This is a genomic window from Paraburkholderia sp. BL17N1 (assembly GCF_003634175.1).
GTDB lineage: Bacteria > Pseudomonadota > Gammaproteobacteria > Burkholderiales > Burkholderiaceae > Paraburkholderia.
This window is the reverse complement of the sequence record NZ_RBIW01000001.1, coordinates 4201856-4217562: the sequence shown is the minus strand read 5'-3', so window position 1 is coordinate 4217562 and position 15707 is coordinate 4201856. Positions and strand designations below refer to the sequence as shown.

The following is a 15707-nucleotide window of genomic DNA, read 5'->3' as shown; positions in this document are numbered from 1 at the left end:
GGCATGCCTCACAGCGCATCTGTCGGCAACGGCTCAAGCCTCACGCTGATTCGCGGCGCCGACCTCGTGGCGGCGCCGTGGAAGAACGGCGGCGGTGTCACGCGCGAAGTGGCGGCGTTTCCCGAAAGCGCGGGGCTCGATGCCTTCGTGTGGCGGGTGAGCGTGGCCGATGTGGCGCAAGCCGGGCCGTTCTCGCGCTTTGCCGGCATCGATCGCACGCTTGTGCTGTTGTCCGGCGCGGGCATGTTGCTCGATGAAGCGGGCGGCGCGCAGGGCATGCAAGGTGTGAAAACGCACGCGTTGACGCAAACGCTCGACATGGCTCGCTTCGCCGGCGAGGCGCAAATCGACGCGCGTCTGGTCGACGGCGCGACCCGCGACTTCAACCTGATGGTGCGGCGTGACGCGGCGCAGGGTGAGGTAGAAGTGTGGCGCGGCGCAACGCAACGCACGCTTTCCGCCGACGCGGTCCTGCTGTATTGCGCGGAAGGTTCAGTCTCGGTCACAGCAGGCGACGCTCAACCGCTGCCGCTCGCAACTGGCGACACGCTGCGCATCTACACGCCGAGCGCGCTGTCATGTGCGGTTGAAGGCAAGGGCGCGTTGCTCGCAATCAGCATCCGCTACACGCAACGATGACGACGATTCGCGTGCGTGCTCGCCGCCGCTTATGTCATGGCAGCCACGGCCCGCGCACGCGAATCACCACAGACACGCAACAAGCTGCAAAGAGCACGCGATGAAGCAAACCGTCTGGCATCACCTGAAACTTTGCCCGCAGGGCGATCCCCAACACACGCTGCCCGATGCCGCGATCGCCGTTGAGAACGGCACGATCGTGTGGCTCGGTGCGGCTTCGTCATTACCCGCCGACTACGCCGCGTGGTCGCACGAAGATCTGCATGGCGCGTGGGTGACGCCGGGTCTCGTCGATTGCCATACGCATCTCGTGTACGGCGGGCAGCGCGCGGACGAATTCGCGCAACGCCTCGCGGGCGTCAGCTACGAAGAGATCGCGCGGCAGGGCGGCGGCATCGTCTCCACGGTGCGCGCCACGCGTGCCGCGGACGAAGCCACGCTGTTCCGCCAGTCGGCCGCGCGCCTCGAACCGTTGCTCGCGGAAGGCGTGACCACGGTCGAGATCAAATCCGGCTACGGCCTCGACCTCGTCAGCGAGCGCAAGATGTTGCGCGTCGCGCGGCAATTGGGCGAACGTTATCCCGTGACCGTCTACACGACGTTTCTCGGCGCGCACGCGCTGCCGCCCGAGTTCGCCGGCCGCGCCGACGCGTACATCGATGAAGTCTGCAACACCATGCTGCCCACGCTCGCCGATGAAGGCCTCGTCGACGCCGTCGACGTGTTCTGCGAGCGAATCGGTTTTTCGCTGGAACAGAGCGAGCGCGTCTTTGAGGCAGCGGAACGTTACAGGCTGCCGGTGAAAATGCATGCCGAGCAATTGTCGAACGGCGGCGGCACGGCACTCGCGGCGCGCCATCATGCGCTGTCCGCCGACCACCTCGAATTTCTCGACGAAGCCGGCGTCGCCGCGATGAAGGAAGCGGGCACGGTGGCCGTGTTGCTGCCGGGCGCGTACTACTTCATCCGCGAGACGCAGTTGCCGCCTTTGGAATTGCTGCGGCGCTATCAGGTGCCGATCGCGATTTCGACCGACAGCAACCCCGGCACATCGCCCGCCACGTCGCTGCTGCTGATGATGAATATGGCCACTACGCTGTTCCGCATGACAGTGCCGGAAGTGCTGCAAGGCGTGACGTCGCACGCGGCGCGCGCGCTCGGCAAGGCGGATCGCCACGGCTTGCTGGAAGCGGGACGCGCGGCCGATTTCGCGGTGTGGTCGGTCGACTCGCTGGCCGAGCTGGCTTACTGGATTGGACGTCCGCTATGCGCGCGAGTCGTGCGCGCGGGCGAGACCGTTTATACGCGGCGTGAATTGAGCCAGGGCCTGAAATGACTGAACTGCACAAGCAAACGAATCAATCGCTGTTCGCCGAGTACGCATACCTGCCGGATGGCTGGCGCCGCAACGTGCTGCTGGAGTGGGACGCAACCGGCACGCTCACCGCCGTCACGCCCGATACGCCGACGCCGCCCGCCGGTGTGCAGAAGGCCGCGGGTCCGGTACTGCCTGGCATGCCGAACCTTCATTCGCACGCGTTTCAGCGCGCGATGGCCGGTCTCACCGAATATCGCGCATCCGGCGCGGGCGCCACGGATAACTTCTGGAGCTGGCGCGATCTGATGTATCGCTTCGCCGCGCGCATCACACCGGAAGGCCTGGCGAGCGTCGCGCAATGGCTGTACATCGAACTGCTGAAAGCGGGCTATACGTCGGTGTGCGAATTCCATTACGTGCATCACACGCCGCAAGGCAGCCGCTATGCGAATCAGGCGGAACTCGCGCAACGCGTAGTGGATGCGGCGTCGGCGAGTGGCATCGGCATGACCATGCTGCCGGTGCTGTATCAGTACAGCGGCTTTGGTTCGCGCGCGCCGCGTGAAGATCAGCAGCGCTTCACCAATACGCCGGAGAGTCTGCTCGATCTGCTCGGCACGTTGCGTACTGCGCGGCCTGAAAGCGGCGCGTTGGGTTATGGCGTGGCGCCGCATTCGCTGCGCGCCGTCTCCGCTGAGTCGTTGCATACGCTGCTCGGTGGTATCGAGGGCACGGCGCCCGTTCATATCCATATCGCCGAGCAGACCGGCGAAGTCGATGCCTGCCTCGAAACCGAAGGCGCGCGTCCGGTGCAATGGCTGCTCGATCGTTTCGATGTCGACAGCCGCTGGTGCCTTGTGCACGCCACGCATGTCGATGCGAACGAGACCTTGGGGCTCGCGAAGAGCGGCGCGGTCGCCGGTTTGTGCCTGACCACCGAAGCCAATCTCGGCGACGGCATTTTTCCGGCGCAGGAATATCTCGATGCGCACGGGCGCATCGGCGTGGGCTCGGATAGTCATATCGGCGTCGATTGGCGCGCGGAACTGCGCTTGCTCGAATATGGCCAGCGTCTCACGCGCCGGCAACGCAACGTGCTGGCGTCGGCGCAGGCCACGCATGTCGCCGATCGTCTGTTCGACGCCTCGCTCGAAGGCGGCGCCCACGCAACGGGTCGCGCGGTCGGCGCGCTGCAGGCGGGCCGCCGCGCCGATTGGCTGGTGCTCGACGCGGATCATTCAAGCATCGCCGAGCATGCGCCGAACGCCTGGCTGTCGGGCGTTGTATTCTGCGAGCATGGTGAAACGCCGATTCGCGACGTCTACGCGGGCGGCGACAAGGTCGTCGACAATCGCAGGCATCGCGATGAAGAGGGCGCATACGCACGGTATCGCGTGGCGCTGGCGGACCTGCTCAAATGAATGGCGTGCCAACGTTGCGCGCATTGACTCGCTGAACCGATCCTTCGAACTATCGATTCCGGACTGACATGACTGCTTCGAACACTCCGCCGGTTTTCTCGCTGCATCAGGGAAGCCTGCCACTGCTTATTTCGATTCCGCATCTGGGTACGCAAATTCCGGCCGACATCGCCGCAACGATGACGCCCGCCGCGCAGCGCACCGACGATTGCGACTGGCATCTGGACCGTCTCTACGCGTTCGCAAAACGCATGGGCGCGTCGATTCTCGCGCCTACCTACGCGCGTTATGTGATCGACCTGAACCGTCCGCCCGACGGCGCGAATCTGTACCCGGGCCAGGACACCACCGGTCTGCTACCCGTCGATACGTTCGACAAGGAACCGTTGTATCTGGACGGCCGTCTGCCGGGCGAGGCCGAAGTCGCGCGCCGTCGCGAGGCTTACTGGAAGCCTTACCATGAGGCGTTACAAGGCGAACTCGCAGCGCTGAAAGCGAAACACGGCAAGGTGCTGCTGTGGGAAGCGCATTCGATCCGCTCGCACGTGCCGCGTTTTTTCGAGGGACGTCTGCCCGATTTCAATTTCGGCACCTCGAACGGCGCGAGCGCGGTGACGGGACTGGCCGAGGAGATGGCCGCTACTGTCGAGCGATACGACGGCGGCTATACGGCCGTCGCCAACGGGCGCTTCAAGGGCGGCTATATCACGCGCGAGTATGGCCGGCCGTCGCAAGGCGTGCATGCACTGCAGCTCGAACTTTCGCAGATCACGTATATGGAAGAGCATTTGCCGTATGCGTATGACGAATCGCTGGCCGCGAGAGTGGAACCTCTGCTGGAAGCGCTCGTCGTGAAAGCATTGGAACGCGTCAGGACGGCGTGACACGCCGCTCGTTTTCTCTTCTTTTCCACGCGCTTCACGGTCGCCACGCAAGCTGCGCGGCTTGGTGAAGCGCGTCGGCTGACACCGCAAAGGTGTAACAGCATGTGTCCGTGATTGCATGCTGCCGTTTTCGCGCAGAACGTATAGAGCGCGTTGAAGAGATCTGCCTGCTCCGCATCGACTGGATGGCGAAAAAAAGCCCCGCATTGAGCGGGGCTTTACGATGTGCCGTGCCGGTCAGAGCGTGGCACCGCCATTAATGGCAGCGTTTTTCCCAGTGATGATGAACGCGCACCTTGTGGCACTCAGGATGATGATGATGCTCATAAGCTTGTGCGGGAGCGATGGCGCTCAGGGCTGCGACGGCTGCGGCGATGGCGAGGACGATCTTCTTCATTACAGAATCCTTAAATCGGTGTTGGGGTACAAACGGTTAAGCACGGGGCGTGCCGCGACCGCCCGCAAGCATGCCACATCGCGCGCGTGGAGCGGAGGAACGCTGAGCAGATGCAGGTGTCAATTCAGCACGACGATCGTTGCGAGCCGCCACCGGCAATGGATGACGGCCAACGCCGCGCAATCGCGCAGTGGCGTGTATTTACGACAGATCGGCGCTCACGCAACGGCATTCCGGGATTGCGCGCCATGCGGTGAAGCGTCTACCCTTTCAAAACTATAACGCGCGCAAGCGTGCGATCTCTACAGCGGGCAAAAGATGGAAGACCCAGCGATGGAAGATTCCGACGAATTGCTGCTCCCGGTCTGGCGAGCAAACCTGGTGCTGTTGACTCGCGAAGTCGGCGCGGCGACACGACTCGCGCGCATGATGACCTTCTCCGCGAGCTATCTGAAACTGATGTTGTCGGGCCAGCGCGAATTCAGCGAGGAATTCGTGCGCGGCATCGAAGCGGTTACGGGACTGCCGGGCGGCTGGATGAACGTGCCGCATACCGAGCAGGACGTCCCGCTCAAGGCGCGTGAAGCGATCGACAATGAACAGCCGCTCGCGCGGTTTCGGGGCACGGCGCATCCGGTGCGAAAGAAGTCGGTGCTGCGGCCGCCCGAACCGATTTTTGGCCAGCCGGGGCCGGCCAGGCGCGTCGAGGAAGAAATCCTCGACGCGGAAGCGCATCGACGTCAGGCGTATTTTCGCAAGGTCCGCGATCTGGCGATTCAGGACGTGCGGCGTTTCGAGAGGCATCTGACGCACGCGCCGGTCGAACTGGCAACGATGCGCGCCAAGGTGGAGGACGTGATCGCCGCCGCCGATCTCGACGACCCGATCCAGGCCGATCTCGCGGGACGGCTGGAGCAGATCGAAAAGCATCGGCATCTGCTGCTCAGGCACGTCGAGCGATTGCAGGCATTGCTTGGGCAACTCGGCGAGATGGAGTGAGGCGGCGCGCCGCGAGCTAGTACTCGCTTACGCCGGCTGATAGGCACTCCTGCGCCGGGCGTGAAACTCGGCCTCGAGTGTCCATATCACGCCGTCCTGCGCGAGCGCCATGCCGGTCCGACGGAACGAATCCCAAGTGATGCCGGTAGAGGTTCATCGAATCGGCGTGCCGTCGCATCGATCGGCGTCTGCGCAGCGAGGCCGGATCGCGCAGGCCATCATGTGCTAAAACCACGATACGGACTCAGCCGAGGTGCATCTTGGGGAAAATTGCCGTCACGCTGCAGCGGGCGCTTGCCCGCAGTCGACAGGATGGCGCGCGGGGCAGGGCGCGGCGCACATGACGCGGTGCATGGCGTTTGTTCTCAGGCTGGCCTGCGGGTCGGCGCTGGGCGTGTGCGTCGCGTTCAGCGCGTTCGCCGACGACAGCGCGTCGACCGCATCCGGCGACGATCGCGCGCCTTCCACGATCGAGCGCGACGTCCATCTCTTCACGATCCAGAAAGACGGCTCCGTCGAGGAGCATGACGACACCGTTCTGCGCGCCAATACGACGAGCGGCGTCGACGATATCGCGCAACGCTACGTGTGGTTCAACAAGGACATCGAGCAGGTGCAGTTGCTGGCCGCCGAAACGATCGACGTGAACGGCGTGGCGCATCCGGTCGGTCCCGAGGCGATCCGCGACGTGCAGGAGCCGCGCTCGGCAGGCGCGCCGAGTTTCGAGGACGGCGTGTTGCGCACGGTGATCTTCCCAGGCGTGGAGCCGGGCTCGCGCGTGCATCTGGCGTTTCGCAAGACGCGCACGAAGCCCTTGCAGGCGGGCACCTTCGCGTACCTCGTCGAGCCGACGCGCGACCCGGTCGAACTGCAGCGCCTGATTTTCGATCTGCCTGCCGACGTGCCGCTTTACGCCGACGCGCGCGGCTACGTCGCCGTGCCGCCGGTCACGGCAAACGGCCGTACCCGCTACGAGTTCGACTACCAGCACGGACCGTATGCGCCGCTCGAAGCGGGCGCGGTTGGCTACGCGAACTGGGGCGATCGCCTGATGGTATCGACAGTGCCGGACTTCGCGAATTTTGCCGCGCGCTATCGCGGCCCGGCCACCGACGCGACGACTGGCGATCCGGCGATTGTCCGCCTCGCGCAAGCGCTGAGCGCCGGCACCGACGATCCGCGCGTGAAGGCGCAACGGCTCTACGACTGGATGCGTCTGAATATCCGCTACGTCGCGTTGTTTCTTGGCGAAACGGCGGCGATCCCGCACAAGGCGACCGACATCCTGCGCAACCGCTATGGCGACTGCAAGGACCACGTCGCGCTCTACGGTGCGTTGCTGGCCGCGGTCGGCATCCGTAGCGAGGCGGTGCTGCTCAACCTCGGGCCGTACTACAGTTTGCCGGACGTGCCCGGCTACGGATCGAGCGCGATCAACCATGCGATCGTCTGGATTCCTGAGTTGTCGTTGTATGCGGACACGACGGCGGGCGGCACGGCGTTCGGCTATCTGCCTCCGGGCGTGATGGACCGGCCGGTATTGCTGGTCGGCGAGGGCGTGCTGTCGCGCACGCCGGCCACGCAGTCGCGCGAACGCAGCGCGCGCGTGCAGATCGAGATCGATGAAAGCGGCGCGGCGAATTACGCTTACCGGGTCGAGGACGCGGGTTTTACCGCCGAGATCGAGCGCAATACTTTTCGGCGCTCGACGCGGCAACGCACGCAGCAGATCGCCGCGAACCGTCTATTGCAGACGGGTTTGCACGGCACGACGCAATTGCGCACGGCGGATCTCGGCGCCACGACCGGACCATTCGCCACGTCGATGCAGGGGAAGGTGGAACACTTCGTCTGGACCGACGGCACCACGGCCGTACCCGCGTTGACGAGTTTCTCCGGCGGCATGGGCTCGCAGGTGCAGGCGTGGCTCGCGGAGCCTGCGAGGACTCAGCCCTGGACGTGCATCGGCGGAGGGTTCGACGAGACCCTGGAAATGACGCTGCCGCGCTTCGTACGAGTGACGGATTTGCCGTCCGACACGGCGGTGCAAGACCGCTTTCTGATCTTTTCATCCAGCTACGTCTACGATCCGGCCGCGCGGGTCTTGCAGGTCAGGCGGCACCTGCGCGCCGCCTTTGATCATCAGATGTGTTCAGCGAGTGAATTCGCCGGGATGCACGACGATCTCGTCCGAATCCAGAGAGACCTGGATGCCGAACTGGTGGTCAAGGTCGCCAATTCCAGGAAGCCACAGTGATTCCACCGGCACGGCGCAAACGAGCAAACCGTGCCGGAATCGTAACCTGGCTTAACTTCCGCTCTTGGTCACGATGGGCACCCACGCTCCATTCTTGACCTGATAAAGCGTCGATGCGCCGCTCTTCAACGCGCCGGTGTTGTCGAAGGAAATCCTGCCGGTTACGCCTTCGAAATCGATGGCCTTGAGCGCGGGCCGGTAGTCGTTCGGCGAGCTGGACTTGGCCTTCTGCATCGCCTTGATCGCGGCCCACGCGCCGTCATAGCCGAACGGCGCATAGGACAGGATATCCACGCCGAAACGCTTCTTGAACTTCGCGGAGAAATCCTTACCGCCCGGCAACTGTGCGAGGGGCCGTCCATATTCCCAGGCCATCACGCCTTCGGCGGAATCGCCCGCGAGCTTGATGAAGTCCTGATCCATCACACCGCCGCCGCCCACCAGTTGCGCGTTCATGCCCAGCTGCTTCATGCGCTTGGCGAAGCCCGCGGCCTGCGTGTCCAGGCCGCCGAAGAAGATCAGGTCGGCATTGGTCGATTTGATCTTGGTGATCTGCGTGCTGAAGTCGACCGCTTTGTTGTCGGTGTACTCACGCGCCACGAGATTGCCGCCGTGCGCTTTGACGGCTTTCTCGAACTCGTCGGCCTCGCCCTGGCCGAACGCGGTGCGGTCGTCGATGATCGCGATGCGCTTGGCCTTGGTCACTTCCACGGCATAGACGCCTGCGTTGCCGGCGTTCTGCGCGTCGGTGGAAATCACCATGAAGGTGTTCGCGAAGCCGCGTCCGGTGATGATCGGATTGGTGGCGGCCGGGTCGATCACCGGAATGCCGGCTTGCTCGTAGACCTGCGAAGCGGGAATCGTCGTGCCCGAGTTGAAGTGGCCCACCACGGCCGACACGCCCGCGTCGACCAGTTTCTGCGCGGCTTGCACGCCGATGCGCGGGTCGGCCTGGTCGTCTTCGGAGACGATCTGGAATTGCGCCACCTTGTCGCCGATCTTGATCTTTTGCGCGTTGGCTTCCTCGATTGCGAGCCGGACACCGTTTTCGAGGTCCTTGCCGTAGCCGGCGTTGGCGCCGGTCAGCGGGGCGGCGAAGCCGATCTTCACCGGCAGGTCGTCGGCGAAGCTGGCCGGCGGCGCGATGGCGAAGATAGCGCCAACGAACAGGGCAAGCGGTTTCAGCGTGTAGCGAAGACTCATGGTCTCTCCTTCCATCGACAGTTTCAGGTAGTGAAAGCGGCAAGGCGGTAACGCTGGATCGACGCGCGCGCATGGACTTCGCATGGCGCGCATCGAGAGACTACGAATGATCGGTCGCTTTGAACAATGCGGGAATGCGCGCACTTGCGCGCATTTGCGTTCAAGCGGCGATCAATCTGGCGCGAATATAGAAAGCCAATTTGCCACCGTCTTGGCAGTTCGAGGCGCTTTGAATGAGCATTTCGGCATAACCCGCGCAGCGCGTTGGCTGGCGGCGTCCCGGCGCGGGCGCGCGGGTGCGGATTGCTGCATATGAACAATGCGCGGGCAGCGTGGCCGCCGCGCTGTGGCGGAGCAAGGTCGCTGCCGCCTGTCAGTGTGGAAACTCGTAACGGCTTCGAAACCAGCCGTTCAACGCTCGCCTTGCTGGCGCAACAACTCCTCGCGCAGACGCAGAAGCGGCGCCTTGGTGTCTTCGTCGGCCCATGTGTCGAGATCGTCGAGGGCGCGCTGGCAGCCGTCGAGCACAAGGTCGATATCCACCGGCACGCCGTTGTTCAGCGCGAATTCGATGGTCTCGGCGAACTGCTGGCATTCGTCTTCGCCGTACGAGATGTCGAGGTTGTCGGCGATCACTTCGGCGATATTGCTGCGCGCCTTGTCGTCCGGCGTCACCATATCGACGATGCCGCGCGCCACCGCCGGCGAATAGTACAAAGCGATGTCGAGCCACTGCGCGGGATCGAAGTCGGCCTGGTCGAACTGGCTCTCGAAGAACTCGATCGCTTCCTGTTCGTGCGCCTCGTCGGCGTCGACGCTGATGCACAACTGCTCAAAAAATTCTTCCCGCTCGCTGCGGATATAACCGTCCATCGATGCCTCGTCTGCTGAAAACTGAATGCCGGATGCCTGAGAAATGCGCTGCGGGCGGGCTTGTGCCTTGTCCACGCGGCACGCATTATAGGACGGCCGGCTGACAGTCGAGAGACGCGGCGCGAATTGATTGCCACGACGCGCACAAGAGACGGTTTGCGTGGGCTGCTCGAATCTGCGCTTTGCTAGCTCTGAGGATGGCCTGAAACCTCTTGCGCGCCCGCCACCTACGCCGTATCCGCCACCCACGCATCGAACCACTCGCGCGGCTGCGCGATTTCATTCTGTGCGGCCACCAGTTCGAGCTCATAGCGCCCAGCCTGCCAGGTCGTCTTGACCACCGCGTTCACGGCGGCGAGCGTGTGCTCGAAGGCCGCGCGAATCGAGTCGCCGAGCAGCGTACGCGCGACGAACACCGCGCTCGTCAGATCGCCCACGCCCACCGGTTGCCGCGCGAACGGATAGAGCGGGCGTTGCGCCATCCACGATTCGCGCTCGGTGACGACCAGCATGTTGAAGCGGTCGGCGGGACTGTTTCGATCGAGCAGATGCTTGACCAGCACGAGCTTCGGCCCGCGTGCGATAAGCTCGCGGCATGCCGTCACGGCTTCTTCCAGCGTATCGATCTCGCGCCCCACGAGGCGCTGCAATTCTGTGTGGTTCGGCGCCATGGCGTCGGCCATCTCGGGCATGGTGCGCACGAGAAACTCCTGGATGCCCGGTTCCACCTTGCAGCCGCTCGCCGCACCCATCACCGGGTCGCAGAAGTACCAGGCGCGCGGATTGACGGCCTTCACGGCCTTGACGATCTCCAGCACCGACTGCGCCTGTTCGGGCGTGCCCAGATAGCCGGATAGCACGGCGTCGCAACGCGGCAGCATGCCGATCGCGCCGATGCCGTCGACCAGATCTTCCATTTGCAAGCCGTCGATCGCGCTGCCGGTCCAATGGCCGTATTGCGTGTGGTTCGAGAACTGCACGGTATTGAGCGGCCAGACGTTGACGCCGAGCCGACGCATCGGAAACACCGCCGCGCTGTTGCCGGCGTGACCGAAGACGACATGTGACTGGATGCTCAGAACGCTTTTGGTCATGGTATGGCCCGCGCAACGGGTCTGCGCGATCAATGAAAACGGGAAGGGTGCACCGCGGCGGCGATCCGGCAAGCACCGGACGCCTCGTGCGGCAGGAATGCTTCAGATGGTGCAGGAAACCCACACGCGCTGCATTGTCAGGAAACAATACATGACTTTGCCGCGCGCGAGTCGATCCGTCCCCGAGTTGTTGCGCCGAACCATCACACGCGCACGCGGCGGAGGATGGCTGCGAAGTCAGCCCCGGCCCGCGAAATGCTGCGGGGCTGCTTGCTCAACGGCTTTTCCAACTCATGCGAGATCGCGGTACAACGCCAGATAACGCTCCGCCGAGGCGCCCCAGCCGAAGTCCTGGCGCATCGCGCGCCGCTGGGCCGCCTTCCATTCGGTACGGCGCCCATAGAGGGCGAAGGCGCGGCGGATGGCTGCGCCGATCCCCTTCGGTTCGAATCGTTCGAACACGAAACCGGTGGCGAGGTCGTCGGCGAGATTTTCGAGCGACGCGTCCACCACCGTGTCCGCGAGACCGCCCACGCAATGCACGAGCGGCAGCGATCCATACGCCAGCGCATACAGTTGCGTGAGGCCGCACGGCTCGAAGCGCGAGGGCACCGCTATCACGTCGCTGCCCGCGACGATCGTATGCGCGAGCGTTTCATCGAATCCCAGCTCCACCGCCACAGACTCAGGGTGCGACTGCGCGACGCGTTTCAAACCGTTCTCCAGCGCCGGGTCGCCGGTGCCGAACACGACCAGCTGCCCGCCGTGTTTGATGATTTCCGGCACGGCTTCGAGCAGCAGGTCGAGGCCTTTCTGCTCGGTCAGCCGGCTCACCACGCCGAACAGCAGCGCGTCGCTTTTCTGCGCGAGGCCGAAGCGTTTTTGCAGCGCGTCCTTGCACGCAAGCTTGCCGGCGAGCCGCGTCGCGCTGTAGTGGTTCTCGAGCAGCGTATCGGTGCCGGGACACCAGACCGTGTAGTCGACGCCGTTCAGAATGCCGCTCAGATCGTGCGCGCGGTGGCGCAGCAAACCGTCGAGGCCGCCACCCTGGGCGAGCGTCTGGATTTCCCGTGCATAGGTCGGGCTGACCGTGGTGATGCGGTCGCTGTAGTAGAGGCCCGCCTTGAGAAACGACATTTGCCCGTAGAACTCGACGCCATGCACGCTGAAAAAATCGTCCGGCAGGCCGAGCTGACCGAACTGGTGCGCGGGAAATACGCCTTGATACGCGAGGTTGTGCACCGTGAAGACGCTGCGGGCGAAGGGCCTGCCATGCTGGCGTTCGGCCGCCTTCAGATAGGCCGGCGCGAGCCCCGCGTGCCAGTCGTGCGCGTGAACGATCTGCGGCGACCACGCCGGGTCCAGTTGCTGCGCGAGTTGGGCGGCGACCCAGCCGAGCAGCGCAAAGCGTTGCGCGTTGTCGCCGTAGGGCACGTGCTCGTCATTCAGATACGGATTGCCGCGCCGGTCGTACAGCGTGGCCGCGCGGATCACATAGACGACCAGGCCGTTCGACGCCAGCGTGCCCCGTTCGAGCGTGACGCCCGGCGCGTCGAAGCGGCGGCCCAGTTGCGCGACCGGCGTCAGGTCGGTCAAGCCGGCGACTACCGCCGGAAAGCCTGGCAACAGGACCCGCACATCGGCGCCGCGCTCGATCAGCGCAGGCGGCAACGCGCCCGCGACGTCGGCGAGACCGCCCGTTTTGAGGAGGGGATACAGCTCGCTTGCGACGTGCAGGGCGCGAATCGTCATAGGCTCAGTCTCTGTCCTGTTGGTTCGGGTTGGGCGCGGCTGAGCCGGCGGCAGCCGGCCCTGGCTAGATCTTCTGCTTCAGCGCCTCCGGCGTGACCAGCACGACGCCGTCCTCGGTACGGTAGAAGCGCTCGGCGTCGCTCACCGGATCTTCGCCGATCACCGTGCCCTCCGGTATCGCGCAGCCGCGGTCTATCACCACTTTCTGCAGCCGGCAGCTCGCGCCGACGGTGACCTGCGGCAACAAGACTGCCTCATTGATGTTACAGAACGAACTCACTTTCACATTCGACGAGAGCACCGAGCGCGAAATCTGCGAGCCCGAGATCACGCAGCCGCCGCACACGATCAGATTATTGCCCGAGCCTTGCAGCCCCTTCATGTCGCGCACGAACTTGGCGGGCGGCAACTGTTCCTGGTACGTCCAGATCGGCCAGTTGCGGTCGTAGAGATCGAGCGTCGGGATGGTGGAGGCGAGGTCGAGATTGGCGGCCCAGTAAGCGTCGATCGTGCCGACGTCGCGCCAGTACGGCTCCACGTTGGGATCCGACGACACGCACGACATGCTGAACGGATGCGCGATCGCCATGCCTTGCGTGACCACACGCGGCAGGATGTCCTTGCCGAAGTCGTGATCGGTGTCGATGGTGGAGATGTTCTCTTCGAGCAACGAATACAGGTAATCCGCGCTGAACACGTAGATGCCCATGCTGGCCAGTGCCGTATCCGGGCGGCCGGGAATGCAAGGCGGGTCGGCGGGCTTCTCCAGGAAGTCGGTCACGCGGCGGTTTTCATCCACGTGCATCACGCCGAAGGCCACCGCCTCCATGCGCGGCACCTCGATACAGCCGACCGTGCAATCCGCGCCGCTCTCCTCGTGGTCGGCGATCATGCGCGTGTAGTCCATCTTGTAGATATGGTCGCCCGCCAGCACCACCACGTATTTCGGCCGGATCGAACGGATGATGTCGAGGTTCTGGAACACCGCGTCCGCGGTGCCGCGATACCAGTGCGCGCCTTCCACACGCTGCTGGGCGGGCCACAAGTCGATGAATTCGCCCATCTCGCCGCGCAGGAAACTCCAGCCGCGCTGCAGATGGCGTAACAGCGAGTGCGCCTTGTATTGCGTGACGACCGCGATGCGACGGATGCCGGAGTTCAGACAGTTGGAGAGCGCGAAATCGATGATCCGGTATTTGCCGCCGAAGTGCACCGCCGGCTTGACGCGTTTGTTGGTAAGCGGCCCGAGCCGCGTGCCCCGTCCGCCCGCAAGGACGATGGCGAGGGTGGTGCGTTGCAGATCGTTCAGCCGTGCCGGAGTGTGCATGTCTGTCTCCTGATTAGTATGCCCCGGATGCGTGGGTCGCTTGTTCTCCACTGATGAATCGTGCTGCGCGCCGGCTCCGTCTTCGCGGGCCCGTCTGCTAGTTCTAGCACTGATTTGCCGCGGACGAGTAGTCTGAATTGTGCCGATGCCGCGCGAGCGCCCATCTTGCGCACGATCACCTGTTGCATCGCGGCGATCCGTGCGCCACGACACATATAAAGCGTGCGGTGCCGAGCCGCAATATGCGTGCCACGAGCGCCGCGCCGCTGTCAGCCGGCGCCGGCGGCAGCAGAGTCGGGCGGCGCGTCGTAGAATCGTGCGCTCCCGGCCGGGGTTTCGGCGATGGTCGCGCCGTGCGTTTGCCCCGCATGCCTCCTGTGCTTTTCCCTTCAGAAATAACTTCGATGAGTTTTCGCCGCCTGTCCTTGCTTGCCACGTTGAGCGTTTGTGCACTAGCCGCCGCTTCCGCGCCCGCCGTTTTTGCGGCTTCCGCCGCCACGCCTGCGAGTGCCGCCGCGTCCGCGGGCGTCGACGCGCGGAGTCCGGGCAGCCCCGCCGCTTCCGCCGCCGCGAGCATCGCGGGCGATACCGGCCCGGCGTACGGACCTGAGTTGCAGGGCTTCAACTATCCGGCCCCGGTCAACCAGTACGACTTCACCTCGCAAGGGGTGGCCCTGCATATGGCGTACATGGATATCAAGCCGGCCAAGGCGAACGGCCGCACAGCGGTGCTGCTGCACGGCAAGAACTTCTGCGCGGCGACGTGGGACGCGACCATTCATCGGCTGAGCGACGCCGGCTATCGCGTGATCGCGCCGGACCAGATCGGCTTTTGCAAGTCGAGCAAGCCTGAGCACTATCAGTACAGTTTTCAACAGCTCGCGCGCAATACGCATGCGTTGCTGGAATCGCTCGGCGTGACCGACGCGACGGTGATCGGGCATTCCACCGGCGGCATGCTGGCGATCCGCTACGCGCTGATGTATCCGCGCGAGACGCAGCAACTGGTGCTGGTCAATCCGATCGGTCTGGAAGACTGGAAGGCGAAGGGTGTGCCCTCGTTGTCAGTAGATCAGTGGTACGAGCGCGAGTTGAAGACGACCGCCGAAAGCATTCGCCGCTACGAACAGTCCACCTATTACGTGGGGCAGTGGCGCGCCAACTACGAACCGTGGGTGCAGATGCTGGCCGGCATGTATCGCGGTCCGGGCAAGCAAATCGTCGCGTGGAATTCGGCGTTGCTGTACGACATGATCTATACGCAGCCGGTGGTGTATGAGCTGGGACAGTTGAGCATGCCGACGCTGTTGCTGATCGGCCAGAAGGACACCACGGCGATCGGCAAGGACGCCGCGTCTCCCGACGTACGCGCGAAAATCGGCCATTACCCGGAACTCGGCAAGGCCGCCGCCAAGGCAATTCCGCACGCGACGCTCGTCGAATTCGCCGGACTGGGGCATGCACCGCAGATGCAGGATCCGCAGGCGTTTCATCAAGCACTGCTGGACGGTCTCGCGGCGGTGCCGGCGAACCGTTGAATGGA

13 protein-coding genes are annotated in these 15707 nt (G+C 64.3%); 7 read left to right on the top strand and 6 right to left on the bottom strand.

Features of this window, described 5'->3' with window-relative positions; all coding sequences use genetic code 11:
• Positions 1-3 precede the first annotated feature (3 nt).
• The 4 genes from B0G82_RS18940 (at position 4) to hutG (ending at position 4262) form a co-directional block, all read left to right on the top strand.
• Positions 4-639, top strand: coding sequence for a HutD family protein (locus tag B0G82_RS18940; protein ID WP_121308762.1), 636 nt, complete (start codon positions 4-6; stop codon positions 637-639).
• Positions 640-739: 100 nt separating this feature from the next.
• A complete protein-coding gene (gene hutI, locus B0G82_RS18935; protein WP_121308433.1) occupies positions 740-1975 on the top strand; it encodes an imidazolonepropionase in 1236 nt (411 codons plus the stop codon).
• Entirely contained in the window at positions 1972-3378 is a 1407-nt protein-coding gene (locus B0G82_RS18930) for a formimidoylglutamate deiminase (protein WP_121308432.1), read from the top strand. The genes hutI and B0G82_RS18930 overlap by 4 nt, the downstream gene beginning before the upstream one ends.
• A gap of 68 nt (positions 3379-3446) precedes the next feature.
• The gene (hutG, locus tag B0G82_RS18925) at positions 3447-4262 is read left to right on the top strand and encodes an N-formylglutamate deformylase (protein ID WP_121308431.1); all 816 of its coding nucleotides are present in this window, start codon (positions 3447-3449) and stop codon (positions 4260-4262) included.
• 256 nt (positions 4263-4518) lie between these two features.
• Here the strand turns inward: hutG and B0G82_RS40115 are convergent, their stop codons facing one another.
• Complete coding sequence (locus B0G82_RS40115; RefSeq protein ID WP_166679090.1) at positions 4519-4659, bottom strand: hypothetical protein; 141 nt, start codon at positions 4657-4659, stop codon at positions 4519-4521.
• Positions 4660-4992: 333 nt separating this feature from the next.
• Here B0G82_RS40115 and B0G82_RS18920 point away from each other — a divergent pair, with 333 nt between their 5' ends.
• Together B0G82_RS18920 and B0G82_RS18915 are read left to right on the top strand one after the other, a co-directional pair.
• Positions 4993-5658 (top strand): hypothetical protein, encoded by a 666-nt coding sequence (locus B0G82_RS18920; RefSeq protein ID WP_121308430.1) that lies wholly within the window; start codon positions 4993-4995, stop codon positions 5656-5658.
• 340 nt (positions 5659-5998) lie between these two features.
• Positions 5999-7915 carry a DUF3857 domain-containing protein gene (locus B0G82_RS18915; RefSeq protein ID WP_121308429.1) on the top strand — a complete coding sequence of 639 codons (1917 nt, stop codon included), beginning with the start codon at positions 5999-6001 and terminating at the stop codon, positions 7913-7915.
• Positions 7916-7966: 51 nt separating this feature from the next.
• Here the strand turns inward: B0G82_RS18915 and B0G82_RS18910 are convergent, their stop codons facing one another.
• The 5 genes from B0G82_RS18910 to glgC form a co-directional block, all read right to left on the bottom strand.
• Complete coding sequence (locus B0G82_RS18910) at positions 7967-9118, bottom strand: branched-chain amino acid ABC transporter substrate-binding protein (protein ID WP_106285960.1); 1152 nt, start codon at positions 9116-9118, stop codon at positions 7967-7969.
• A gap of 411 nt (positions 9119-9529) precedes the next feature.
• Entirely contained in the window at positions 9530-9991 is a 462-nt protein-coding gene (locus B0G82_RS18900; protein WP_106285990.1) for a hypothetical protein, read from the bottom strand.
• 227 nt (positions 9992-10218) lie between these two features.
• On the bottom strand, positions 10219-11085 hold the full coding sequence (gene pdxY / locus B0G82_RS18895; protein ID WP_121308761.1) for a pyridoxal kinase PdxY: 867 nt from the start codon (positions 11083-11085) through the stop codon (positions 10219-10221).
• A gap of 291 nt (positions 11086-11376) precedes the next feature.
• Positions 11377-12837: a glycogen synthase GlgA gene (gene glgA, locus B0G82_RS18890; RefSeq protein WP_121308428.1), complete on the bottom strand. Its 1461-nt coding sequence runs from the start codon at positions 12835-12837 to the stop codon at positions 11377-11379.
• Between the two features lie 64 nt (positions 12838-12901).
• Complete coding sequence (gene glgC, locus B0G82_RS18885; protein ID WP_121308427.1) at positions 12902-14164, bottom strand: glucose-1-phosphate adenylyltransferase; 1263 nt, start codon at positions 14162-14164, stop codon at positions 12902-12904.
• A gap of 404 nt (positions 14165-14568) precedes the next feature.
• Between glgC and B0G82_RS18880 the strand changes: the two genes are divergently transcribed.
• The gene (locus B0G82_RS18880; RefSeq protein WP_121308426.1) at positions 14569-15702 is read left to right on the top strand and encodes an alpha/beta hydrolase; all 1134 of its coding nucleotides are present in this window, start codon (positions 14569-14571) and stop codon (positions 15700-15702) included.
• Positions 15703-15707: the final 5 nt, after the last annotated feature.

Coding starts and splice junctions, on each gene's coding strand:
- B0G82_RS18940 (WP_121308762.1), top strand. CDS start 4: ATGCCTCACAGCGCATCTGTCGGCAACGGCTCAAGCCTCACGCTGATT.
- hutI (WP_121308433.1), top strand. CDS start 740: ATGAAGCAAACCGTCTGGCATCACCTGAAACTTTGCCCGCAGGGCGAT.
- B0G82_RS18930 (WP_121308432.1), top strand. CDS start 1,972: ATGACTGAACTGCACAAGCAAACGAATCAATCGCTGTTCGCCGAGTAC.
- hutG (WP_121308431.1), top strand. CDS start 3,447: ATGACTGCTTCGAACACTCCGCCGGTTTTCTCGCTGCATCAGGGAAGC.
- B0G82_RS40115 (WP_166679090.1), bottom strand. CDS start 4,659: ATGAAGAAGATCGTCCTCGCCATCGCCGCAGCCGTCGCAGCCCTGAGC.
- B0G82_RS18920 (WP_121308430.1), top strand. CDS start 4,993: ATGGAAGATTCCGACGAATTGCTGCTCCCGGTCTGGCGAGCAAACCTG.
- B0G82_RS18915 (WP_121308429.1), top strand. CDS start 5,999: ATGACGCGGTGCATGGCGTTTGTTCTCAGGCTGGCCTGCGGGTCGGCG.
- B0G82_RS18910 (WP_106285960.1), bottom strand. CDS start 9,118: ATGAGTCTTCGCTACACGCTGAAACCGCTTGCCCTGTTCGTTGGCGCT.
- B0G82_RS18900 (WP_106285990.1), bottom strand. CDS start 9,991: ATGGACGGTTATATCCGCAGCGAGCGGGAAGAATTTTTTGAGCAGTTG.
- pdxY (WP_121308761.1), bottom strand. CDS start 11,085: ATGACCAAAAGCGTTCTGAGCATCCAGTCACATGTCGTCTTCGGTCAC.
- glgA (WP_121308428.1), bottom strand. CDS start 12,837: ATGACGATTCGCGCCCTGCACGTCGCAAGCGAGCTGTATCCCCTCCTC.
- glgC (WP_121308427.1), bottom strand. CDS start 14,164: ATGCACACTCCGGCACGGCTGAACGATCTGCAACGCACCACCCTCGCC.
- B0G82_RS18880 (WP_121308426.1), top strand. CDS start 14,569: ATGAGTTTTCGCCGCCTGTCCTTGCTTGCCACGTTGAGCGTTTGTGCA.